Origin of the sequence: Haemophilus sp. SZY H68, assembly GCF_018829685.1 — a bacterium.
Classification (GTDB): Bacteria; Pseudomonadota; Gammaproteobacteria; order Enterobacterales; family Pasteurellaceae; genus Haemophilus; species Haemophilus haemolyticus_K.
On record NZ_JAHKKB010000004.1, the window covers coordinates 31,478 to 57,127 of the forward strand.

19 protein-coding genes, 1 tRNA gene and 1 pseudogene are annotated in these 25,650 nt (G+C 39.4%); 8 read left to right on the forward strand and 13 right to left on the reverse strand.

The annotated features are described in order from the left end of the window. Window positions 1-7: 7 nt before the first annotated feature. From atpD to plsB, 11 genes are all read right to left on the reverse strand, one after another. Window positions 8-1,381, reverse strand: a complete 1,374-nt coding sequence (gene atpD, locus KP712_RS07495; protein ID WP_215770792.1) for a F0F1 ATP synthase subunit beta — start codon at window positions 1,379-1,381, stop codon at window positions 8-10. A gap of 16 nt (window positions 1,382-1,397) precedes the next feature. Beyond that, on the reverse strand, window positions 1,398-2,267 hold the full coding sequence (atpG, locus tag KP712_RS07500) for a F0F1 ATP synthase subunit gamma (protein ID WP_140520017.1): 870 nt from the start codon (window positions 2,265-2,267) through the stop codon (window positions 1,398-1,400). A gap of 15 nt (window positions 2,268-2,282) precedes the next feature. Continuing rightward, on the reverse strand, window positions 2,283-3,824 hold the full coding sequence (atpA, locus tag KP712_RS07505; RefSeq protein WP_005629241.1) for a F0F1 ATP synthase subunit alpha: 1,542 nt from the start codon (window positions 3,822-3,824) through the stop codon (window positions 2,283-2,285). A 12-nt stretch (window positions 3,825-3,836) separates the two neighbouring features. Further along, the gene (atpH, locus tag KP712_RS07510) at window positions 3,837-4,370 is read right to left on the reverse strand and encodes a F0F1 ATP synthase subunit delta (protein ID WP_005649413.1); all 534 of its coding nucleotides are present in this window, start codon (window positions 4,368-4,370) and stop codon (window positions 3,837-3,839) included. Between the two features lie 12 nt (window positions 4,371-4,382). Next, on the reverse strand, window positions 4,383-4,853 hold the full coding sequence (atpF, locus tag KP712_RS07515; RefSeq protein WP_046949257.1) for a F0F1 ATP synthase subunit B: 471 nt from the start codon (window positions 4,851-4,853) through the stop codon (window positions 4,383-4,385). Window positions 4,854-4,891: 38 nt separating this feature from the next. After that, window positions 4,892-5,146, reverse strand: a complete 255-nt coding sequence (gene atpE, locus KP712_RS07520; protein ID WP_005632219.1) for a F0F1 ATP synthase subunit C — start codon at window positions 5,144-5,146, stop codon at window positions 4,892-4,894. 48 nt (window positions 5,147-5,194) lie between these two features. Continuing rightward, window positions 5,195-5,992: a F0F1 ATP synthase subunit A gene (gene atpB / locus KP712_RS07525; RefSeq protein WP_046943039.1), complete on the reverse strand. Its 798-nt coding sequence runs from the start codon at window positions 5,990-5,992 to the stop codon at window positions 5,195-5,197. 36 nt (window positions 5,993-6,028) lie between these two features. Then, window positions 6,029-6,403, reverse strand: a complete 375-nt coding sequence (locus KP712_RS07530; protein WP_048953129.1) for an ATP synthase subunit I — start codon at window positions 6,401-6,403, stop codon at window positions 6,029-6,031. Between the two features lie 125 nt (window positions 6,404-6,528). Further along, the gene (gene rsmG, locus KP712_RS07535) at window positions 6,529-7,140 is read right to left on the reverse strand and encodes a 16S rRNA (guanine(527)-N(7))-methyltransferase RsmG (RefSeq protein WP_111407833.1); all 612 of its coding nucleotides are present in this window, start codon (window positions 7,138-7,140) and stop codon (window positions 6,529-6,531) included. A gap of 183 nt (window positions 7,141-7,323) precedes the next feature. After that, window positions 7,324-8,997 carry a YadA-like family protein gene (locus KP712_RS09135; RefSeq protein ID WP_252346389.1) on the reverse strand — a complete coding sequence of 558 codons (1,674 nt, stop codon included), beginning with the start codon at window positions 8,995-8,997 and terminating at the stop codon, window positions 7,324-7,326. Window positions 8,998-9,225: 228 nt separating this feature from the next. After that, complete coding sequence (gene plsB, locus KP712_RS07545) at window positions 9,226-11,652, reverse strand: glycerol-3-phosphate 1-O-acyltransferase PlsB (RefSeq protein ID WP_215770793.1); 2,427 nt, start codon at window positions 11,650-11,652, stop codon at window positions 9,226-9,228. 175 nt (window positions 11,653-11,827) lie between these two features. Here plsB and lexA point away from each other — a divergent pair, with 175 nt between their 5' ends. The 6 genes and pseudogenes from lexA (at window position 11,828) to KP712_RS07575 (ending at window position 19,239) form a co-directional block, all read left to right on the forward strand. Next, window positions 11,828-12,451, forward strand: a complete 624-nt coding sequence (lexA, locus tag KP712_RS07550) for a transcriptional repressor LexA (RefSeq protein WP_005632942.1) — start codon at window positions 11,828-11,830, stop codon at window positions 12,449-12,451. A 142-nt stretch (window positions 12,452-12,593) separates the two neighbouring features. Further along, entirely contained in the window at window positions 12,594-13,418 is an 825-nt protein-coding gene (gene dapF, locus KP712_RS07555; RefSeq protein ID WP_215770794.1) for a diaminopimelate epimerase, read from the forward strand. A 129-nt stretch (window positions 13,419-13,547) separates the two neighbouring features. Continuing rightward, window positions 13,548-17,495, forward strand: a complete 3,948-nt coding sequence (gene purL, locus KP712_RS07560) for a phosphoribosylformylglycinamidine synthase (RefSeq protein WP_215770795.1) — start codon at window positions 13,548-13,550, stop codon at window positions 17,493-17,495. Between the two features lie 128 nt (window positions 17,496-17,623). Further along, complete coding sequence (locus KP712_RS07565) at window positions 17,624-18,253, forward strand: YkgB family protein (RefSeq protein WP_140523550.1); 630 nt, start codon at window positions 17,624-17,626, stop codon at window positions 18,251-18,253. Window positions 18,254-18,339: 86 nt separating this feature from the next. Continuing rightward, a pseudogene (locus KP712_RS07570) lies at window positions 18,340-18,567 on the forward strand (phosphoribosylformylglycinamidine synthase subunit PurQ); the annotation flags it as partial. 291 nt (window positions 18,568-18,858) lie between these two features. Next, window positions 18,859-19,239: a cupin domain-containing protein gene (locus KP712_RS07575; RefSeq protein WP_111407827.1), complete on the forward strand. Its 381-nt coding sequence runs from the start codon at window positions 18,859-18,861 to the stop codon at window positions 19,237-19,239. Window positions 19,240-19,520: 281 nt separating this feature from the next. On the opposite strand, the gene selB is transcribed toward KP712_RS07575, so the two are convergent. Beyond that, a complete protein-coding gene (selB, locus tag KP712_RS07585; RefSeq protein WP_215770796.1) occupies window positions 19,521-21,380 on the reverse strand; it encodes a selenocysteine-specific translation elongation factor in 1,860 nt (619 codons plus the stop codon). Next, the gene (gene selA, locus KP712_RS07590; protein ID WP_215770797.1) at window positions 21,377-22,762 is read right to left on the reverse strand and encodes an L-seryl-tRNA(Sec) selenium transferase; all 1,386 of its coding nucleotides are present in this window, start codon (window positions 22,760-22,762) and stop codon (window positions 21,377-21,379) included. Before selA ends, selB begins: the two co-directional genes overlap by 4 nt. Before the next feature lie 70 nt (window positions 22,763-22,832). On the opposite strand from selA, the gene KP712_RS07595 reads away from it, so the two are divergent. Together KP712_RS07595 and mutS are read left to right on the forward strand one after the other, a co-directional pair. After that, a tRNA-Sec gene (locus KP712_RS07595) sits at window positions 22,833-22,927 on the forward strand. Between the two features lie 58 nt (window positions 22,928-22,985). Further along, complete coding sequence (gene mutS / locus KP712_RS07600; RefSeq protein ID WP_215770798.1) at window positions 22,986-25,571, forward strand: DNA mismatch repair protein MutS; 2,586 nt, start codon at window positions 22,986-22,988, stop codon at window positions 25,569-25,571. Window positions 25,572-25,650 lie beyond the last annotated feature (79 nt).

The following is a 25,650-nucleotide window of genomic DNA, read 5'->3' on the forward strand; positions in this document are numbered from 1 at the left end:
GAAGTGATTACATATTTTTGGCTTTATCTAGCGCTTCGTCGATTGAACCTACCATATAGAACGCTTGTTCTGGGATATGGTCGTAATCACCGCTTAAAATACCTTTAAAGCCGCGAATGGTTTCTTTTAATGGAACATATTTACCTGGAGTACCATTAAATACTTCAGCAACGAAGAACGGTTGTGATAAGAAACGTTCAATTTTACGTGCACGTGCTACCACTAATTTATCTTCTTCAGATAATTCGTCCATACCAAGAATTGCGATAATATCTTTCAATTCTTTATAACGTTGTAAAATACCTTGTACACCACGAGCAATATCATAATGCTCTTGACCAACAACAAGTGGATCTAATTGGCGTGAAGTTGAATCTAATGGATCAACCGCTGGGTAGATACCTAAAGATGCAATTTGACGACTTAATACAACGGTTGAGTCTAAGTGCGCAAAGGTTGTTGCCGGAGATGGGTCAGTTAAGTCATCCGCAGGTACATATACCGCTTGTACAGAGGTAATAGAACCTGTTTTGGTTGAAGTAATACGTTCTTGTAATACACCCATTTCTTCCGCTAAGGTTGGTTGGTAACCTACCGCTGATGGCATACGACCTAATAACGCAGATACTTCAGTACCAGCAAGGGTATAACGATAGATATTATCCACGAAGAATAATACATCACGACCTTCATCACGGAATTTTTCTGCCATGGTTAAACCGGTTAACGCAACACGTAAACGGTTACCTGGTGGCTCATTCATCTGACCATAAACCAAAGATACTTTATCTAATACGTTAGAATCTTTCATTTCATGATAGAAGTCATTACCTTCACGAGTACGTTCACCTACACCCGCAAATACAGAGTAACCTGAGTGCTCGATCGCGATGTTACGGATTAATTCCATCATGTTAACGGTTTTACCTACACCCGCACCACCGAATAAACCAACTTTACCACCTTTAGCAAATGGACAAATTAAGTCGATAACTTTGATACCAGTTTCTAATAATTCCGTACTGTTTGATTGTTCTTCATAGCTTGGTGCAGAACGGTGGATAGCCCAACGCTCTTCTTCACCGATTGGACCTTGTTCATCAATTGGTTCACCCAATACATTCATAATACGACCAAGGGTTTTTGTGCCTACCGGTACTTGAATCGGATCATTCGTGTTTTCTACTTTTAAACCACGTTTTAAACCGTCAGAAGCACCTAATGCGATACAACGTACCACACCGCCACCTAATTGTTGTTGCACCTCAAGTGTTAAACCTGATTCAACTTTTAATGCATCGTAAACTTTTGGCACTGCATCTTGTGGAAATTCAACGTCAATCACCGCACCGATGATTTGTACAATTTTTCCTGCTGACATTACCGTTCCTCTTTTCTTAAATCGCTGCCGCACCGGCTACGATTTCATTCAATTCATTTGTGATACTTGCTTGACGAGCTTTGTTATACACCAACCGCAGATCATTAATTAAATTACCTGCATTATCAGTTGCTGCTTTCATTGCTACCATTCGAGCCGCTTGTTCTGAAGCTAAATTATCTACAACCGCTTGATAAATTTGGGATTCTAAATAACGAACTAAAAGGCTATCTAATAGTACTTTTGGTTCTGGTTCATAAAGATAATCCCAAGTCTGTTGTCTTTCATTTAAATGATCGTCTTTAGATTCTGGTAAAGGAACTAATTGTTGTACAACAGGTTTTTGCGACATCGTATTAACAAATTTATTGTATGCAATATAAACTGCATCAATTTCACCATTACGATAAGCATCAAACATTGTATTTGCGACACCAATTAATTCTTCTAGAGCGGGCGTATCGCCTAAACCAGAAATTTGACCTTTGATATTAAATCCAAAGGAACGGAAAAAACTAATCCCTTTTGAACCTATTAAGCCCAAATCTGTAGAGATATTTTGTTCTTTCCAATTTTTGATTTGGTTAAGTGTGGTTTTGAATAAATTAACATTTAACCCACCACACATACCACGATCTGTTGAAATAACCAAGATACCGATTTTCTTCACTTCACGCTCAACTAAGAACGGATGTTTATAACCGACACTTGCTTTAGACACATGACTAATAACGTTACGGATAGTTTCAGAATACGGACGAGATGCAGCCATACGATCCTGCGTTTTACGCATTTTCGAGGTTGCCACCATTTCCATTGCCTTAGTAATTTTTTGTGTACTTTGTACACTGGCAATTTTGGTTTTTATCTCTTTTGCACCTGCCATCTTATCTCTCCGTTACTACCAAGCACTATTCGCTTTAAAACTATCTAAAATACCTTTTAATGTATCTTTGATTTCGTCATTATAGTTACCGGTTTTAGTAAGCTCTTGCATAAACTCAGCGTGATTACGGTTAGAATAATCTAAAAGTGCGGTCTCAAAACTTGCAATTTTTGATAATTCCACGTCATCCAAATAACCAAATTCAACAGCAAACAATACAACCGCTTGTTCTGCAACAGATAATGGAGCAAATTGTTTTTGTTTTAATAATTCAGTTACTTTTTCACCGTGAGAAAGTTGCTTACGAGTCGCATCATCAAGATCTGATGCAAACTGTGCAAACGCTGCTAATTCACGATATTGAGCTAGCGCGGTACGAATACCACCCGCTAATTTCTTAATAACTTTAGTTTGCGCTGAACCACCAACACGAGATACTGAAATACCTGGGTTTACCGCAGGACGAATACCTGAGTTAAACAAGTTAGATTCTAAGAAGATCTGACCATCGGTAATAGAAATTACGTTGGTTGGAACAAACGCAGATACGTCACCAGCTTGGGTTTCAATAATCGGAAGTGCGGTTAAAGAACCTGTTTTTCCTTTCACTTCACCTTTAGTGAATTTTTCTACGTAATCTTCGTTTACACGAGAAGCACGTTCTAGTAAACGAGAATGTAAATAGAACACATCACCTGGATAGGCTTCACGACCTGGTGGACGACGTAATAACAATGAAATTTGACGATAAGCTACCGCTTGTTTTGATAAATCATCATAAACAATTAATGCATCTTCGCCGCGATCACGGAAATATTCACCCATCGCACAACCAGCATAAGGTGCTAAATATTGTAACGCTGCTGATTCAGATGCGGATGCGGCCACCACGATAGTATTTGCAAGCGCACCATGTTCTTCTAATTTACGCACGACGTTTGCGATAGTAGAGGCTTTTTGACCAATCGCAACATAGATACATTTAATACCTGAATTACGTTGGTTAATAATAGCGTCAATTGCTAACGCAGTTTTACCTGTTTGACGGTCACCAATGATTAATTCACGTTGACCACGGCCGATTGGCACCATTGAGTCAACAGCTTTATAACCAGTTTGAACAGGTTGATCAACAGAACGACGATCGATAACACCTGGTGCAATCACTTCTACTGGTGAGAAACCATCATTTTCAATTTCGCCTTTACCATCGATTGGTTGACCAAGCGTATTAACTACACGACCTAATAAACCACGACCAACTGGTACTTCAAGAATACGACCTGTACATTGAACTTCCATACCTTCCGCTAAATCTGCGTAAGGTCCCATAACTACTGCACCAACAGAATCGCGTTCAAGGTTAAGTGCCATCGCATAACGATTACCTGGTAAGGCGATCATTTCACCTTGCATCACATCGCTTAAACCGTGGATGCGAATAATACCATCGCTTACAGAAACAATTGTCCCTGTATTACGCGCTTCACTGACCACGTCGAATTGAGCGATGCGTTTTTTAATCAATTCACTAATTTCAGTTGAATTTAGTTGCATCTTGTATTCCTCTTATAATTGCAACTCGTTTGCGAGACGAGTAAGTTGCCCACGGCTACTTCCGTCAATCACAAAGTCTTCAGTACGAATAATCACACCAGCAATAAGTGCGTTATCCACGTTGCAATTTAATTTCACTTTGCGAGCTAATCTTTTTTCCATTGCAGCTGCAATTTTTTCGATTTGTGTTGCATTCAATGGTTGCGCAGACGTTACTTCAACTTCTGCAATAGCTTGGTGCTCCTCTACGTGATGTTTAAATTCTTCAAACACCGCAGGAATAGCACTCAAACGCTTATTTTCAGCCATTAACCGAATAAGATTTTGCCCATATTGATCCAATTGTTCGCCACAAATAGAAATTACTGTATCAGCTAATTTCTGTGCAGAAAGAGAACTACTTAAGTAAGCTTTTACCGTTTCATCTTCAGCTACGGCTGCAGCAAAACCTAACATTTCAGTCCATTTTTCGACCGCACTTTGTTCAATGGCAAAGTCGAATGCAGCTTTTGCATAAGGGCGAGCTATTGTAGTTAATTCTGACATAAGCTAAGCCTCTTATAACTCTGCAACTAATTTATCAATAATGTCATTGTTTGCCGCTTCATCAATAGAACGACCCACAATTTTCTCAGCACCAGCCACTGCCAATGAAGCCACTTTAAGACGTAATTCTTCTTGAACACGTTTACGTTCTGCTTCTACTTCTGCATAACCTTGAGCAATAATTTTTGCTTTTAGTTCTTCGGCTTCTGCCTTCACTTCGTCTAATACTTCATTGCGACGTTTATTCGCTGCATCTAAAATTTCTTGAGCTTGTACTTTTGCAGCTGAAAGTTCTTGTTCAACAAGATTTTTCGTATCTGCTTGCTCTTTTTTAGCTGCTTCAGCTGACGCTAAAGCGTTCGCAATTTGGCTTTGACGTGTTTCAATCGCATTAATAATTGGTGGCCAAACAAACTTCACACAGAACCATACAAAAATAATAAAGGCGATGGTTTGACCAATTAATGTTGCATTAATATTCACAACATACCTCCTTCGTTAATTAGGAAATTTGTTGTTTATTAACCTAATAATGCAGCAAATGGATTTGCGAATGCGAAATATAAACCGATACCTACAGCGATCATCGCAATCGCATCAAGAAGACCTGCAACAATAAACATCTTAGTAAGTAGTGAATTAGCTAATTCAGGCTGACGAGCGGCAGACTCAAGGTATTTACCGCCAAGAAGACCAAAGCCAATCGCAGTACCTAACGCAGCAAAAGCAAGCATAATCGCAGAAGCAATGATTGTTGCACTAATTACAGTTTCCATAAATTTTCTCCGTTGTTGAGAGTTGAGTTGTTAAATAAAAAATAAAAATTAATGTTCCGCTTTATTATATGCAATACTCAGGTAAACCACAGTAAGCATCATAAAGACGAAGGCTTGTAATGCGATAACCAAAATATGGAAAATCGCCCACACCAACTGCAATGGCACACCCAGTGCAGCCACAAACGCATTGGCTGAATACATCACGGCAATCAAAATAAAGATCAGCTCACCAGCATACATATTTCCGAATAAACGAAGTGCTAATGAAACAGGCTTTGAGATCAACGTCACGGATTCAAGAAGAAGATTAACAGGGATAAATGCCCAATGATTAAAAGGGTGTAAAGTGTATTCTTTTGCGAGACCTTTAATACCCTTAGATTTAATCGTATAAAAAAGGATTAATACAAATACTGAAATCGACATTGCAAATGTCATATTCATATCCGTAGTCGGCACGGCTCGTACAGGAATATGATGATCGCCTGTAATAATAGCAAACAACTGGGGAATATAATCCACAGGTACCAAATCAATAGTATTCATAATCATCACCCATACGAAAATAGTTAAAGCCAACGGCGCTATCACATCTCGTTTACCGTGATAATTTTCTTTTACCACACCATCAATCCATTCTACAGCCATTTCAACAGCACATTGTAGTTTACTCGGCACACCTGTTGTTGCTTTTTTAGCCACCTTGCGAAAAATAGCTAAGAAAAGGAAACCGCACAACACAGAGAAGAAAAACGTATCAAGATTAAACGTCCAAAAACCTTCACCTGTTGTAAGATAAGTTAAATGGTGTTGGATATATTCAATTGAAGTTTGTCCAGACATAATCGATCCTTTGTTCTGAAGAAGAATAACCCAAAGCTAAATTTTATTGAGAATAAGTGGAATAACATTATTCAGCACTAACGCCAATAAAAAACCAACAAAAAACGCAATAAAATTGATAACTAATAACCATTTGATGGCAATAATGATAAAAACCATCGTTAAAATAAACTTTATTGCTTCAGCACGATAAAGTGCGGTCAGTTTTGTTGAAAAATTTTGTTTTCTGTAAAAAATGATAAATATGAATGTACAAAAAGGCAAAAAGGCACTTAAAAAACCGTAGCCAAAATCTACCGCACTTTGGCGTTGCCATCCATAAATAAGCAAATAAAAAACTACAAGCAAAAGACTCTCAATAACAATAGCTTTTCTGTAGTTTTTTTTAGCGTGAGATAAAATGCGCGACATCACTTTTACAAAATAATTTTAGCTCGCCGATTATACCTTTGCTGGATTTAGATTCAACTTAAAAACACATAAAAAGTGTTATATAAATCACACTTTTAGAAAATAATTTATCTATTTGTTACTTTTTAACGCAAAACGATTAAATGTCGCTCACCTATAAGTTCGGGAACATGTAGTTCAATCACTTCTTGAATAGTGTATTTTTTATTCAATTCATTAATTTCATCTTCCTGATAAATACCTTTTAATGCATAAAAATGACCGTTTTCTTTGGGTAAATGATGGCACCAATCAGTCATATCTTTTAATGAAGCAAAAGCGCGACTTAATACGCCATCAAATTTATCTTCAGGTTGATATTCTTCTACTCGACTTAAAACAGGAGTTACATTAGTGAGCCCAAGCTCACGTACTGCATTTCGAATAAAACTAATACGTTTGCCTAAACTATCAAGGAGGACAAATTGTTTGGAAGGATTAATAATTGCTAAAGGTAAACCAGGCAAGCCAGGGCCAGTACCGACATCAATAAAACGATCACCTTGTAAATAAGGACTTACAACAAGGCTATCTAAGATATGTTTGACTAACATTTCTTGTGGATCACGAACTGACGTCAAATTATAAGCTTTATTCCATTTATTGAGTAAATTGACCAGATCAATCAGCTGCTGAATTTGTTGATCACTTATTTTTATATTTGCTTGCGCAAGTAAACTAGCTAATTTGGCTTTCATATTTATTATCTCTTTAGAAAATTGCGCTATTTTACTTAAAAGTGCGGTGAAAATCTTTAGTGTTTTTTTACTTATAATAAGATTCCGTCTTAATTTATTTCTAACCAGTCTATTAACGCCAATATTTTGTTTAATAAAGAAAAAAGGACAGACACAATGTCTGCCCTTATAGGTAATATTTATTTACCACTCAAAGTTTACACCAGCGTTATAAGTTACACCGCCACCTTGTGTAAATGCAACCCCTGCTTTAGTCGCAATGTTTTGGTTATAACGATAACCAGTACCAATCGCTACTGCAGTTTGAGATTTATAACCACCTACAGCTGCTGTAAAGTTTGCTTTACCCACAGTATATGGTTGGAATAAACCTGTTAAAGCAGCTTGAGCAGCAAGACCACGTTTAAGATCTTTATCAAGTTTATTTACTCTATTATCTAAATGATCAAGACGTTTTGTATGAACATTAACATCTGTACGTAACTTATCAATGTCTACTTTATGAGCATTAACATCGGTACGTAAGTTATTAATATCTGCTGCCTGAGCACTAACAACTGAATTATCCGCTTTTAATGCAAATTTATTATCGGTTTCAGATTTTGAGTAAACGCTATTCTTGTCAGCTTTATTTGCCAACTCAGTTTTATCTGCTTTAGCTACTAACTCAGTTTTGTCTGCTTTAATTGCTAACTCAGTTTTGTCTGCTTTAATTGCTAACTCAGTTTTATCTGCTTTAACATCTAGTTTGCTGTCGCTTTCAGTCTTAGTATATACATCTGATGCATTTGCCTTTCTAGATAAAGCATCTTCTACATCATCAATATCTGCTTTTTTGTCTAGCTCTGTATTTGTAGCATCGGTAAATTTATTATAAGCGTCATTAAAACCTTTAACATCTTCGACTAAATTATTATGCTCTTTTAATAATTCATTATGAGCATCTGTTAACTTAACAACATTGTCATCAATGTCGCTGACTGTTTTTGATAATTCACCGATTCCTTCTTCGTTATCTTTAACCTCTATTTTAAGGTCTTCTAATGCTTGCTTATCTGCTTTTCCACTTACACCCTCTTTAACCTTATTTTCAACCTCAGTTAAAGAATCATAGCCTTTCAGATTTTTAATTTTTTCAATCTCTTTTGTATTTTGCTCTACAGTGGCTTTATCTGCTTTTTTAGCAATATTATCATTTAACTCTTCAACAGCTGAACTTACTGATTTAATTAAACCAGGTTTTTCATCTGTACCATCTCCAGCCAAAGCTTCTTGTAGGTTGTGTACTTTATCTTGAATACTATCAAATCCTTCTTTAACATTTTCAGATAACTTGGTTACATCGTCGAGACTTGCTTTTTCTTTTTGCAATGTCTCTATTGCTTCTGCTCTTGCAGTTAATTCAGTATTTATATCATCTACAGCACTCTGATCTGCTTTTTTAGCAATATTATCATTTAACTCTTCAACAGCTGAACTTACTGATTTAATTAAGCCTGGATTATTTTCTGTGTTATCTCCAACCAAAGCTTCTTGTAGGTTGTGTACTTTATCTTGAATACTATTAAACCCTTCTGTAACATTTTCAGATAACTTGGTTACATCTTCGAGACTTGCTTTTTCAGTTTGCAATTTATTCAATGCTTCTGATACAGCGCTCTTATCTGCTTTTTCAGCGATACTATTGGTTAATTCTGTTTTTACTGCTTCCGTTTGTTTTGTAATCTCTGCTTTAATAACTTTACCAAAATCACTTCCAGCGGCCTCAACAGATTTATCTTCTGCGGTAGCTGAAGCCGAAATAATACCACCAACAAATAATGCTATTGCAGTGCGTTTTAATATTTCACATTTCATAAAAATAATCCTTTTTGGTTAATTCAGTTTACGTTGTTTTATAAAATAATTGCAAAAAAGTGAATGAATCAATTATCCCAAATAATTAATATATCTCAACTTTAAAGCGTATAATTTATACACCTAAAAGGCATAAAATACAATTTCAATAAAGTGATCTAGATCACAATTTCAATATAAAATACAAAGTGCGGTGGATACTCACCGCACTTTGTAACATGGCAATATTTAGTTATCTTCAACTTTAGCCACCGTGCCTTTTACAGTGAGGCAAATTTCAGTTGAAATTAAATGTGCAAGAATAGAGGATAATGCCTCTAATTTTTCAAGGTTACCTTGGCCGTTATCATCAAAATAACCTTGTTCTTTTAAGTTTGCAATGAACATAGAAAAGACTGCTTTATCAAAGAACTCTGGTGCATTAATACCATGTAACACAGATAAACGCTGTGCAACAAGTTGGCTTTCTTTTTCGAGTTCTGCACGTGAAATATCTGGTTGTTTTTGCAAAATTGTCACTGTGATGTAATAACGTTGCAAGATTTCACGCATTCCTGCAGACCAAAGTTGTAAAATACGTACTTTCGATTTATTGATAGATAAGAAATTATCATTAGAGTTAATCACCTGTTGGCGCGCAAATTCATCAATAATTTGGTGAATTTGAGTTTTTAACTCTTCTTCACTAAAGTGCAAGAATAACTCGCCTTTTAAGAACGGATAAATCTTGCCGACAGCTTCGACTAATAAATCTTTTTGAATCGCCTCATAATGCAAAATGATGCTTGCAACTAAAGATGGCAATACAAATAAGTGCTGTATGTTATTGCGATAGTAAGTCATCAAGACGGCTGATGCGCGTTCCAAACGCACAATTTCCCCAAAGTTATCCTTTTCGACTAACACGCCAACACGATCAAGCGTTAATACATGGTTTAACATCATTTCAGGCGTAGCCGTTGGCAATACAACATCTGCGGAATAAGGCACGTTTTGTAGTAATTGTTGGTAACTCGCCAGTTGTTCTAAAAGTTGCTCACGAGAAAGTGCACGCTGACGAGAAGACAACAATGCCGTCCCAACTAAATTCATTGCATTCACCGCGGCGGCTTTATTAATGTTCACCATCACCTGTTTTGATACAGAATCAACTGCAGGAGCAAACCATTGTGGTTTTTCTTCGTGATTTTGCTCTTTCCAATCAGGGAAATGTTGGCTCAAATAGTTGGAAAGCGTAATTGGCTCACCAAAATTCACAAAACCTTGACCGAGATTGCGTAATTTTTTAATTACTCGAATAACCAAACCCGCATTTTCTTTTTCTTTCGCCGCACCACGCAATTCTTTTGCGTAAGTATCCACTTCCAATACGTGCTCATAGCCCACATAAACTGGCACAACAGATATTGGACGAGTTTGATTATGTTGCAACGCTTGAAGTGTCATCGACATCATGCCTGTTTTTGGCGCAAGTAAACGACCAGTGCGCGAACGACCACCCTCAATAAAATATTCTACCGAATAACCACGATGAAATAACTCTGATAAATATTCGCGGAAGATTGCAGAATATAATCTATTTCCTTTAAAAGTGCGGCGAATAAAGAATGCGCCCCAACTACGGAACATTCTACCTACAGGCCAGAAATTTAAATTAATTCCTGCTGCGATATGCGGCGGAACAAGACCTTGATGATAAAGCACATAAGAAAGCAATAAATAGTCGATGTGGCTACGGTGACAAGGCACATAAACAATCTCATGACCTTCAAGTGCTAATTTACGTACACGATCTGCATTTTGCACATCAATACCAGAATAAAGTTTATTCCAAAGCCAACGTAAAAAACGATCAGCGGCTCGCAAACTTGAATGACTTACATCAGCAGCAATTTCATCCAAAATCTTATGCGCTTCTTTTTGGGCTTTTTCAATACTGATATTTTTCGATTTCGCTTCATCTTCAATCGCATGTTGAATCGCTTCTGATTGCAATAATTTATTAAACATAGCTTGGCGATTCGGTAAACGAGGGCCTGTTGCCGAAATGCGCTGTTTAGCAAAATGCATTTTTGCAACTCGAGCCAGCTTCTGCGCAATTTTTTCATCGGAGCCATGCTCATTCACCATATAACGTAATGAAACAGCTTGAGAAAAACGTACAAAGGTATCACGTCCAAACCAAATAGCAGCAAAAGTTTTTTGCATGCCATTTAACAAACGCAAGTTAGGCAAACCGGATTTATCTTCATGCCCAGGAGAACGCCCCCAAAGAACGGAAACTGGAATAAGTTGCACATCTAAACTCTCAGAAGTGCGGTGTAATTCGAGGTATTTATTGAAGATCGTGGTGGTTTCATCTTTCGCACCTTTCGATTTAAAAATGCGGCGTCCCTCATCTAAATATACATAACGAGGCAACTTCACACCATCAATTTCATTTTTCTCAGTAGGATCAGGTAAACCTAACGCCAAACAATTTCGACGGAAAATAACGAAATCGGTTTGGGAGGTATAAGGCAAAACATAAACAACAGGTTGGTGAATATTGAGGGAAAGCTCTTCTATCGGATTGGCTGGAATTGGATTATTTTTCACTAATACTGACAGAGGCAAGCTCAATAATTGACGATACATATTTACAAAATTTGCCATGATAAATTTTCTCTTTGTTGTAAATTTGAAATATTTTAACACATCCGATCTCAACCGCTTTAAAAAATTTAGTGACAGAATGTGACCTAATACACAGATTTAAAAAAATAACTATTGCAACTTCACACAATCTGTATACAATACCAGTTATCTGTATTTAAAAACAGGAGTGTATATGAGACCATTAACAGCACGCCAACAAGAAGTGTTGGATTTATTAAAACGTCATTTAGAAACAACAGGCATGCCACCAACACGAGCCGAAATCTCTCGAGAATTAGGCTTTAAATCACCCAATGCGGCAGAAGAACATTTAAAAGCGCTTTCACGCAAAGGTGCGATTGAAATTATTCCAGGCGCATCTCGCGGTATCCGCATTTTAGACAATAGCGCAAATGAAGAATTTGATGGTTTACCACTGGTTGGTCGCGTGGCGGCCGGAGAACCGATTCTTGCAGAACAACATATCGAAGCAACTTATCGCGTAGATGCCGATATGTTTAAACCACAAGCAGATTTCTTACTAAAAGTTTATGGTCAATCCATGAAAGACATTGGTATCTTAGATGGTGATTTATTAGCTGTACATAGCACCAAGGATGTACGTAATGGACAAATTGTCGTTGCCCGTATTGAAGATGAAGTGACGGTAAAACGCCTTGAGAAAAAAGGTTCTATCATTTATCTACACGCAGAAAATGAAGAATTTGATCCAATCGTGGTAAATCTTGAAGAGCAAGAAAACTTTGAGATTGAAGGCATTGCCGTAGGGATCATTCGCAATAATGCTTGGATGTAATCTGAGTAAACTAGCGAATAAAGTGCGGTAAAAATTTCCTGTGTTTTACCGCACTTTTCTTAATCTAAAATTCTGAATTTGCCATTCTTTTTACCGCTCTCTATAATGCAATCAATCTTGAATTTAAATAAAGGATGGAAAAATGCAGTTTTCCAAAATGCACGGATTAGGCAACGATTTTGTTGTGGTTGACGGTGTTACTCAAAATGTTTTTTTTACGTCAGAAACCATTCAACGCTTAGCTGATCGCCACCGTGGAATTGGTTTTGATCAGCTTTTGCTTGTTGAGCCACCTTATGATCCTGAACTCGATTTTCATTATCGTATTTTCAATGCCGATGGAAGTGAAGTTTCGCAATGCGGAAATGGTGCCCGCTGTTTTGCTCGTTTTGTGACATTAAAAGGATTGACTAACAAAAAAGACATCGCGGTTAGCACGCAAAAAGGCAATATGGTTCTAACGGTAAAAGACGATAACCAAATTCGTGTGAATATGGGCGAACCTATTTGGGAGCCAGCAAAAATTCCATTTACCGCAAATAAATTCGAGAAAAATTACATCCTACGTACAGACATTCAAACCGTCTTATGTGGTGCCGTTTCAATGGGGAACCCTCATTGTGTTGTGCAAGTAGATGATATTCAAACAGCAAATGTTGAACAACTTGGCCCTTTGCTAGAGAGCCACGAACGCTTTCCCGAACGTGTCAATGCTGGTTTTATGCAAATCATCAATAAAGAGCATATTAAACTTAGAGTTTATGAACGCGGTGCTGGAGAAACGCAAGCCTGTGGAAGTGGCGCTTGTGCAGCTGTTGCAGTTGGAATTATGCAAGGTTTATTGAGCAATCGAGTTCAAGTCAATTTGCCGGGCGGTTTATTAATCATTGAATGGAATGGCGTTGGTCATCCGCTTTATATGACTGGCGAAGCAACCCATGTATATGACGGTTTTATAACCCTTTAATCTTCTTATCCCCATCTAACTCTTAAAGGTGGGGATTTTATTCCCGGATCACGCAAACGTTTTCGTTTGTAAAAATATCCTTTATAATACCCCTCGATTTTCATTCCTATCCTCATAAAGGAACCCCTTATGCTTCAAACTTTTCGTGGCTCACCCGCCCTTTCTGAATTCCGTATTCAAGGCTTAATGCAAAAATTCCAACAAAATCAATTACCGGTGAAATCGGTTTATGCGGAATATTTGCATTTTGTGGAATTAAATCGACCGCTTGTTAGCGAGCAGGAAGCTAAGTTAAAAGCATTGTTACATTACGGCCCAACCTTGGCAGAACACGATGCCAAAGGCGAAACTTTTATCGTGATTCCACGCGTCGGTACCATTTCTTCTTGGTCTTCTAAAGCGACAGATATTGCGCATAATTGTGGTTTAAATGAAGTGGAGCGTATTGAGCGTGGTTTGGCGTATTATTTTGAGTTAAGCCAACCGCTTGAGGAAAAAACGACAGAAAAATTGACCGCACTTTTACATGACCGAATGATGGAAACCGTGGTGCGCAATCCAGAAGATGCTGAGATTTTATTCCGTCATCAAGATCCGAAACCGTTCAAAACCGTGGATATTTTAAAAGGTGGACGTGAAGCTTTAGTCACAGCCAACGTAGAATTAGGCTTGGCACTGGCAGAAGATGAAATTGATTATTTGGTAGAAAACTTCACTCAATTAGGGCGCAATCCGCACGATATTGAACTTTATATGTTCGCACAAGCTAACTCTGAGCACTGCCGCCATAAAATCTTTAATGCGGATTGGATTATTGATGGCAAAAAACAGGATAAATCCCTGTTTAAAATGATTAAAAATACCTTTGAGAAAACCCCTGATTTCGTGCTTTCAGCTTATAAAGATAATGCAGCGGTGATGGAAGGCTCAAAAGTTGGCCGTTTCTTTGCAGATCAAGATGGGCAATATCGCTATCACAATGAAGATGCACATATCTTAATGAAAGTGGAAACCCACAACCACCCAACCGCGATTTCACCATTCCCAGGTGCCGCAACAGGTTCTGGCGGGGAAATTCGTGATGAGGGTGCAACGGGTCGTGGTGCCAAACCTAAAGCAGGTTTAACTGGTTTCTCGGTATCAAACCTTATCATTCCAAACTTTGAACAACCTTGGGAAAATCCACTTTCCAAACCAAACCGTATTGCTTCAGCCTTAGATATTATGATTGAAGGTCCATTAGGTGGCGCAGCATTTAACAACGAGTTTGGTCGCCCTGCGTTATTGGGTTATTTCCGTACCTATGAAGAGAAAGTTAATAGCTTCAATGGTGAAGAAGTGCGTGGTTATCACAAGCCGATTATGTTAGCGGGTGGTATCGGTAATATTCGTGGCGAACACGTTCAAAAAGGTGAAATCCCCGTTGGAGCGAAATTGATCGTATTAGGCGGCCCAGCCATGAATATCGGCTTAGGCGGTGGGGCAGCGTCTTCTATGGATAGCGGTAAATCAAAAGAAGATTTAGATTTTGCTTCCGTTCAACGTGAAAACCCAGAAATGGAACGCCGCTGCCAAGAGGTGATTGACCGTTGCTGGCAATTAGGTGATGAAAACCCAATTCTCTTTATCCACGATGTAGGCGCAGGCGGTTTATCCAACGCGATGCCTGAATTGGTGCACGATGGCGAACGTGGCGGTAAATTTGATTTACGCTCAATTCTTTGCGATGAAAAAGGTATGTCACCATTGGAAATTTGGTGTAACGAATCGCAAGAACGTTATGTCTTAGCCGTTGCGCCAGAAAAACTCGAATTATTTACCGCACTTTGTGAACGTGAGCGTGCGCCATTTGCTGTCATTGGTGAGGCAACGGAAGAGAAACATTTAACCTTGCACGATAGCCATTTCGACAATAACCCAATTGATTTACCAATGAATGTGTTATTAGGCAAAACCCCGAAAATGACCCGTGAGGTTTCGTCAAAAACCGTCGAAAACCGACCGTTTGCAACGGAAAATATTCAATTAAAAGAAGCTTTCCATCGCGTATTACGCTTACCGGTGGTGGCAGAAAAAACTTTCTTAATCACCATTGGCGACCGTTCGGTAACCGGTATGGTGGCACGTGATCAAATGGTCGGCCCATGGCAAATTCCGGTGTCTGATGTGGCCGTGACAACCGCGTCATTAGACAGCTATCACGGCGAAGCAATGGCAATGGGCGAGCGCGCACCCGTGGCATTATTAGACTTCGGGGCTTCTGCACGTTTAGCGGTAGCAGAATCCATTACCAACATTGCGGGCACCAACATTGGCGATATTAAACGCATTAAACTGTCTGCAAACTGGATGTCTGCAGCAGGTCATGGTGGTGAAGATGCCGGCTTATATGAAGCCGTAAAAGCAGTGGGTGAAGAGCTTTGCCCTGCATTAGGCATTACCATTCCGGTGGGTAAAGACTCCATGTCGATGAAAACCACTTGGGAAGAAAATGGCGAGAAAAAATCGGTTACTGCACCGCTTTCTTTAGTGATTTCATCTTTTGCGCGCGTGGAAGATATACGCAAGACCGTGACACCTCAATTACGTACAGACAAAGGCGCAAGCCGTTTATTGTTGGTTGATTTAGGCGAAAGAAAAAATCGCCTAGGTGCGACCGCACTTGCGCAAGTGTATAAGCAATTAGGTGACAAACCAGCCGATGTGGTGAACGTAGCCAAACTGAAAAATTTCTTCGATGCAATGCAAGTATTGGTGGCAGAGCGTAAATTATTGGCTTACCACGACCGTTCAGACGGTGGTTTAATTACCACGCTTGCAGAAATGGCGTTTGCGGGTAACTGTGGCGTGGATGTGGATATTTCTCCGTTATTCGATAGCGGAAAAGGATGGGCGCTTGAGCTCGGTGCGGAACACTATGCGCAAGAAATTTCCGAGTTAGCCATTTTATTTAACGAAGAATTAGGCGCGGTGATTCAGGTATTAGAGGCGGAACTTGACGCTATTTATACGGTGTTGAAAACACATGGATTAGAGGGAATTACCTACGACATCGGCAAGGTTAGCAACGATGATCGCATTGTGATCCATCAATTCGGAAGGGAAATTTTGGATGAAAAACGCTCTGAATTGCGTGGCATTTGGGCAGAATTGACCCATCAAATGCAACGCTTACGCGATAACCCAGAATGTGCTGACCAAGAATTTGAAGCGAAAAAAACGACAGACAACAAAGGTTTATCGGCTTACTTAACCTATGATGTAAATGAAGATATTGCTGCGCCGTACATCAGCAAAGGCGTGAAACCAAAAGTAGCCGTATTGCGTGAACAAGGCGTAAACAGCCACGTTGAAATGGCAGCGGCTTTTGACCGAGCAGGCTTTGCGGCGATTGATGTTCACATGAGTGATTTAATGACAGGCCGTTACAACTTAAACGACTTCAACGCGATGGTGGCCTGTGGTGGCTTCTCTTACGGTGACGTATTAGGCGCGGGCGGCGGCTGGGCGAAATCCATTTTGTTTAACCCACAATTACGCGATCAATTCAGCCAATTCTTCGCCAATGAAAACACGCTTTCATTAGGTGTATGTAACGGCTGTCAATTTATCTCCGCCCTTGCGGAAATCATCCCTGGTGCAGAAAATTGGCCACGTTTCGTGCGCAATAAATCAGAACGTTTTGAAGCCCGTGCTGCGATGGTGAAAATCAATGACACCAACTCATTGTGGTTTAAAGGCATGGCAGGTTCTCATATGCCGATTGCGGTTTCTCATGGTGAAGGCCGTGTAGAATTCAAAACACCGGAAAATTTGACCGCACTTCAAGCGCAAAACTTAATTGTGGCACAATATATCGATAGCCATTTAAACGTGACTGAAACCTATCCAGCCAACCCGAATGGTTCGCCATTAGGGATTACTGCCATTTCTAACGTGGACGGTCGTATTGCTGCGATGATGCCACACCCAGAACGTGTATTCCGTGCTGTGAGCAACTCATGGTATCCAGAAGATTGGTCTGAAGATGGTGCGTGGATGAGAATTTTTAGAAATGCTAGAGTGAATTTTAAATAATGTGAAATTGCTCACAGAAAATTAATACAGAATAAGAGATACTGGGCGAGTCAGTATCTCTTTTTTATACTGAACAATTCTTGGATATTTTGTCCGTAATATCAATTGAACTATATGAGGAGTTCTTAATGAGTAGTTTAGTTACATTGCTAGCTAATATTGTTGCACCATTGCAACGTCAATTTATTAACTTTATCCGCATTGCTATTTGTGTAGTGATGGTTTGGATTGGTGGCTTAAAAGTTTGCCAATATGAGGCAGATGGTATCGCACATTTTGTGTCAAATAGCCCTTTCTTAAGCTTCCTTTACAAAAATGGAGCAAACATGGTAGAAAATGATAAGGGTGTTTTAGTAAAAGAATATACCCTATATAAAAACCCTGAAGGCAAAATGGTCGCAAAAAATATTGAATGGCATAAAGCTAATGGCACCTATACAGCTTCTTATATTATTGGCGCGATGATCGTGACCATTGGTATTTTAGTATTAGCGGGGATTTGGTCTCCAACACTCGGGCTATTTGGAGGCTTACTCACCTTTGGCATGTCGATAGTCACGCTGTCGTTCCTGATATTTACGCCAGAAACCTGGGTGCCTAATTTAGGCGGGGACTTCCCAACACCTAATTATGGATTCCCATATCTCTCAGGCGCTGGACGACTCGTGATTAAAGATATTATTATGATGGCAGGCGGTTTAGTTGCTGCATCAGAATGTGCGAAACGCTATTTAAATAATAAAAAACAATTTGCTTAATTGCGTTATTTTAAAAGGCTTGCTGGGAAAAACAGCAAGCTTTTTTGTTATTAAGAGATACAAACCAATAACAAAGAAAGGAGACTGAATTCAAAACTTTTGAAAATTTGACCGTACTTCAAGCCCAAAACTTGATTGTGGCGCAGTATATCGACAGTCATTTAAATGTAACTGAAACCTACCCAGCCAACCCAAATGCTTCAGCATTAGGGATTACCGTGATTTCTAAAGTGGACGGTCATATTGCTGCAATGATGTCACACCCTGAGCGTGTATTCCGTGCCGTGAGCAACTCATGGTATCCTGAAGATTAGTCTGAAGATGGCGCTTGGATGCGAATTTTTAGATTTACTTGATACAATGGTTCATGAGGGAACAAGTGGAGGACCAGTTATTGATCTAGAAACGGGATATATTTTTGCAATCATTCTTGTTTTAACCGTATTGAAATTGCATAAAACGGATGGGGATCATTTGAGAAAAAAGGTGTAATAAAGAGTTATTTTTGTGATGCTTTTTGTATTTGAGAATAATTTGCATTGAAATAGTTGAGTAAAAGTGTCAGAATTAGGACATCTAATTCAAAACACAGAAGGAGACTTGTTATGAAAAAAGTGTTATTAGCCTCATTACTCAGCTTTGGTATTGCCTCTATTGCACAAGCAGATATTGGTGTAGTAAAAGATGGCTTCGGTAAAATTATGCAAACGGAACAGTTTACCGTGGTGAAAAAAGCCTTGAAGAAAGGAGAGCAATTAAAACGTCATAACCACGAAGGCGATAGTGTGATTTTTACCGTACTAAGCGGAAAAATGAATGTGGTATTGAATGACAATGAAAAACATGAAATCAATGTAGGGCAAGTGCTTAACTTTGATGGAAAATACTTTATTCAAGGCGAAGCTGCAGAGGACTCAGTCATTATGGTGACATTAGTTGAGGTAGATGATGCCACACATGAGCATCATCACGATCACAAACACTAATTAAAGCAAAAGCGGTTCAAAATGGTAAAACTTTTACCAAATTGAACCGCTTGCTGATCTGCACCCCAAAAACTCAACGCCAGTATCTGGGAAGTTGGTAAATACACAAGTTGCGTCAGATTTTATTCAATAACGCATCGTACATTTGATTTACGTCAGTGAAGAACTGATAAAGTATTTTTACACACGTTGTATGGGAGCAATTACACTTTGTATTGTTCGAGCTCTTCACTTGGTTATTTACTTCATTGAAGTTAGTTATATATCAGTAAAATATTTCCTTATAAATCAAAAATGTTTTTATCGCGTAGGATATGATCGTTTCCTTTGCGACGTAAGAAACCAGTACGATCAAAATATTCCATGAGTTGAACCGTCAGTTTTCGCCCAAAATTTAATCGATCTCGAATTTCATTTACTGATGCTTTCCCTTCTTTTTCTGCGATTTGCTTAATAAGGCGAGCATAGGCATAAATGTTTTCAGTTAAGAAAAATCTATCTTTTACGATGGGGGTGAGATACCCTAGTTTGCCTGCTTTATACATAAAGTTACGCATTTGGGATTCATCCATAGCCAAGGCATTTGCCATATCACGCACCCAAATTGCTTGACCTTGAGCTTTTTCAAATTCATCGAGTACACTTGCCCAATATTTTTGTTCTTCTTGGCTAAATTGGATTTTATGTTCGGGTAAGTGAAGCCAACCTCGAGTTTGCTGTAATCTTCCCTCTTCTAATATTTCATCAATAAAATGATTGATCAAGTTTTCAGGCTGGTTTAAGGCGGCCATTCGGTAGAGGCGTGCTTTGCTTACACCAAGTTGATCATTATGCTGTTCATGGTAGGTATTAAGTGCGGTTAAAATTAGTTGTATTTTTTCTTTTTTGTAGTCTGTATTAAAGCACCAATCTTGATAGCGAACAGCGCTACGTTCGGTAAGTGCATCATCTAGTTGTTTATTTGTGAGTTGTTCTATCCACATCAGTTTATGAGCTGATATTGCATTATGTTGAAGGATGAATGCAATTCGTTGGGCTGCATTTTCAGCAAGCGCTAAATTTGCCAAGAAGCTTAATCGACCCTCTGTTCGTTTATGGCGTCTGGGTGAATCAATTTCTAATACGCGAGCACCTGCAATTAACGATTTAGCATCACCACTGCGTAAAATAAGCTTGTCTCCGAAAGCCAAAAATAATGGTGAATCTAATATGATTTCAGCCAAAGTGCGGTCATTTTTAGCGGCATTTTTTCCTTGTAATAAGGTGAGCTTACCCGTAGTGCGACTCGCTCCGTGATAAATATGCACTGGTTGACTTTCATTTAATGGTACTTCAGCCAAAATTTGTACACTGATGCGATCTGTTGGTGGGAGAGGTTCGTCCTGCAATAACCAATCGCCTCTTTTCATTGGCGTGCGATCTAAATCAGCATTTAAATTTAAAGCTAAACGTTGCCCCGCAATACCTTGTTCGCTTGATGTATTTTGTGCGTGAATCGCTTTTATACGAACTTTCTGTCCAGTGGAGAGGTAAATTTCATCGTTGACTTTCACTGTTCCTGAAAAGGCTGTACCAGTCACGACGGTACCCGCCCCTTTTACGCTGAATACTCGGTCTATTGCGTAACGGAAAGGTTTCTGGGTATCAGCTAATTCAGGTAGATTAGCTAAGTAATGACGCAATTCACTGATGCCTTGTCCTGTTTCTGCTGAGGTAACGAAGTAGTTAGTATCGCGTAAAAAACTGTAATCTTGTTTAATTGCTTGGATTAACGATTCAACTTGCTCTGAATTTGTACGATCTGCTTTTGTGATGACAACAATAATTTCGTGGAATTGAAGCTGGCGCAATATCGCTAAATGTTCTTTTGTTTGCGCTGCAACGCCTTCATCCGCAGCGACAATTAACATTGCATAATGCACACCACCTAAACCCGCCAGCATATTTGACAAGAATTTCTCGTGCCCAGGTACATCAATAAAGCCAAGAACTTTGTTTTCTAAAGGCAGATAGGCATACCCCAAATCAATGGTCATTCCTCGTTTTTTTTCTTCTGGTAAATGCGCGGTATTTGTGCCAGTTAATGCTTTTAATAATGCTGTTTTGCCGTGATCAACGTGACCTGAAGTAACAATAATCATAGTTCATCCAATGTATTTAATAATGTTTCAATATCCGCGAGGCTACGTAAATCTAGCCAAATTTTTCCGTTTTCCATTCGCCCAATAATAGGTTGAGAAAGTTGTTTAAAACGAGCTGAAAGTGCGGAAAGTTTTGCGTTTGTTTTTTCTGCAATAGTAACAGCCACGGAAGGGATTCTTTCCATTGGTTGTGAGCCGCTACCGATTTGTGCTTGGCTAGCTTCAATTTGAATCTCAAATTGTGAATTTAAGCGAGATTCTAACTGCTCTTTTAGACGCATAGCATTTATTTTGAGTTGTTCTAATGGTTGCGTGAGTAAGCGCAGAGTTGGTAATTTTTCGGTTAGTTTTTCAGGATTTAAATATAAACGTAATGTGGCTTCTAAGCCGGCTAAAATGACTTTATCGCAACGTAATGCACGCTTGAGAGGATGTGCTTGTAATTGTTCGATCCATTCTTTTTTACCCACAATAATGCCTGCTTGCACACCACCAAGTAATTTATCGCCAGAGAAAGAGACCAAATCCACACCTTGTGCGACTTTTTCTTGCACGGTCGGTTCTTTTGGCAAGCCATATTGGCTTAAATCAACTAATGCGCCGCTGCCTAAATCAGTTACTACGGGTACATTCATTTCTCGGCCTAGTTCCGCAAGCTCTTCTTCTGAAACTGAAGAGGTAAAACCACAAATTTGATAATTGCTGCTATGCACTTTCATTAAAAAAGCCGTATTTTCAGTGATAGCATTACGATAATCTTTCAGGTGAGTACGATTAGTGGTGCCCACTTCCACTAAATAGCATCCTGCTTGTTCCATAATATCTGGGATACGAAATGCGCCGCCGATTTCAATTAATTCGCCACGAGAAATAATTACTTCTTTACCTTGAGCAAAGGTCGCTAACATTAACAATACCGCAGCAGCGTTGTTATTTACAATACAGGCTGCTTCCGCACCTGTGAGTTTGTATAATAATTCACTGATGTAATTATCACGATGACTACGCTTACCTTCATCTAAATCATATTCAAGCGAAACATTTTTTTGCATCGCAGAAAGCGCTGCCTGTTGTGCTGCTTCAGACCAAAGTGCCCGCCCAAGATTTGTGTGCAACACCGTGCCAGTCAGATTATGCACCGCTTTGATTTGTACTTGGTTCTGTCTTTGTAGGCGAGAATGAATTTCTACAAAAGTGCGGTCAAAATTAGAAAAATATTCAGGAAGTTGATTATTTTTTTGAATAAATTGACGAGCTTGTGTTAATAATTCTCGACATGTTTCCACGACTGCAGCGTGGCCAAATTCAGTAATGAGTTGTAACCCTTGAGAGGTTTTGAGAATCTTATCAACGGAAGGAAGTTGTTGAAAAAGTGCGGTCATTTTTGAATCCGTTTAAAATAACGTTGAATTGCCGATTAATTTACGCTAAAGTAACCTCAATTTCAACCACGGAAGGTCGTCATCTCCGGTGAGGTGGCAGGACTTCAAATCCTGTTGGGGACGCCAGCGTTCCCGGGTGGGTTCAACTCCCATGACCTTCCGCCAATCTATATAAATCCGCATAGATTCACTTAAATATCTCATCTTACAAGTAGGTAGCCCCATGTTTTCCGGAGAAACATTTCAACAACATACGCCAATGATGCAACAATATCTAAAACTCAAAGCTGAGAATCCAGATATTTTGTTGTTTTATCGCATGGGGGATTTTTACGAGTTGTTTTATGACGATGCGAAAAAAGCGGCGGCATTGTTGGATATTTCTTTGACGAAACGAGGTCAATCTGCTGGGCAACCCATTCCAATGGCGGGAGTGCCTTATCATGCGGTGGAAGGTTATTTAGCAAAATTGGTTCAGTTAGGTGAGCCAGTGGCGATTTGTGAACAGATTGGTGATCCAGCCACAAGCAAAGGGCCTGTGGAACGCCAAATTGTGCGAATTGTTACACCTGGTACGGTAAGTGATGAGGCACTTTTGCCTGAACGCCAAGACAATCTGATTGCCGCGGTATATCAAGAGAAAGAAAAATTTGGATTAGCCACTTTAGATATGACCTCTGGCCGTTTTCAGCTTTGTGAACCTGCAGATAAAGAAACTTTACGCGCTGAATTGCAACGTATTGCACCTGTGGAATTGCTGTATTGTGAAGAATTTAATGAAATGGCTGCGATTGAACATTGCAAGGGATTACGCCGTCGCCCGATTTGGGAGTTTGAACTTCGCACTGCCATTACGTTACTGAATCACCAATTTGGCACAAAAGATTTACGCGCCTTTGGTGTTGAAAAATCCCCTCTCGGCTTAAGTGCGGCAGGTTGTTTATTGCAATATGCAAAAGAAACGCAACGTACCGCATTACCACATATTCAAAGCATTAGCTTAATTCAAAATCAAGACTGCATTCAGTTAGATGCTGCCACGCGCAGAAATCTTGAATTGACGCAAAATCTTGCGGGTGGCACAGAAAATACACTAGCGTCTGTATTGGATAAATGCGTTACGCCAATGGGCAGCCGTTTGCTGAAACGCTGGATTCACCAGCCTGTTCGTAATGTGGAAAAATTAAAACAACGCCAACAAGCGATTGCGGAAATTCTGAATTTTGATTTAGTCGATGAACTCCAACCTTATTTGCAATTAGTCGGCGATATGGAACGTATTTTAGCACGTGTGGCGCTACGTTCAGCGCGTCCTCGAGATCTGACGCGCTTGCGCACGGCATTAGAACAAATTCCAGCATTACGCACGATTATTCAACAAAAAACACCGCCATTTTTAACCGCACTTTTCAGCCAAATTGCCGATTTCAGCGAGCAATGCGATTTATTGCAACGTGCATTGATTGAAACGCCTCCTCTTTTAATTCGGGATGGTGGCGTGATTGCTAAAGGATACAATGCCGAGTTAGACGAATGGCGTATGCTGTCTGATGGTGCAACACAATATTTGGAAAATTTAGAAAAACGTGAGCGTGAAAGCACTGGTATTGATACGCTAAAAATCGGTTTTAATGCAGTGCATGGTTATTACATTCAAATTAGCCAAGGCCAAGCCCATAAAGCCCCGATTCATTATGTCCGCCGTCAAACCCTGAAAAATGCAGAGCGTTACATTATTCCTGAGCTCAAAGAATATGAAGACAAAGTACTGAAATCAAAAGGCGCAGCGCTAGCATTAGAAAAGCAGCTTTACGATGAATTGTTTGATTTATTATTACCGCACTTAGGCACGTTACAACTGGCGAGCCTTGCACTTTCTGAATTGGATGTATTGGTCAATCTTGCGGAGCGGGCAGATACGCTTAATTACGTGATGCCAACATTCTGTGATGAAGTGAGTGTGAAAATTGAAAATGGTCGCCATCCTGTCGTGGAACAAGTATTGAAAGATCCTTTCATCGCCAACCCAGTGGAGTTAAATCATAACCGTCATTTGTTAATTATCACCGGGCCAAATATGGGCGGTAAAAGTACTTATATGCGCCAAACCGCATTAATTACATTGCTGGCGTATATCGGCAGCTTTGTGCCAGCAGACAGCGCGCTAATTGGACCGATTGATCGTATTTTCACTCGAATTGGTGCGTCTGATGATTTAGCCTCAGGACGTTCAACCTTTATGGTGGAAATGACTGAAATGGCAAATATTCTTCATCAAGCGACTGCGCAAAGTCTCGTGCTTATTGATGAAGTCGGTCGTGGCACATCCACTTATGATGGACTTTCTTTAGCTTGGGCTTGTGCAGAATGGTTAGCGAAAAAAATCCGCTCACTTACATTATTTGCCACCCATTATTTTGAATTAACCGCATTGCCAGAACAGCTAGAAGGCATCGCCAATATTCATTTAGATGCTCTTGAGCATAACAACACCATCGCCTTTATGCATGCTGTACAAGATGGCGCAGCAAGTAAAAGTTATGGTTTGGCGGTGGCTGCTTTGGCTGGTGTGCCACAATCCGTTATTAAACTAGCAAAACAGAAATTGACAAAATTAGAAAAAACCTCAGGTCATTCAGCCGATCAACAAATTCAGGCATTGCGTGAAGTCAATCACACGCAAGGTGAATTATTGTTTGAACAAGAAACGGATACACTAAGAGAGGCAATCGAAAAACTGGATCCCGATGATTTAAGCCCTAAACAAGCATTGGCATATTTGTATCAGTTAAAGAAAATGGTAAGTTAAAATATAGAGAAGAATGGCCACATTTCATAAAGCAAAATGTGGCCATTTGTTATGTTATAAATGAATAATAGGATAACTA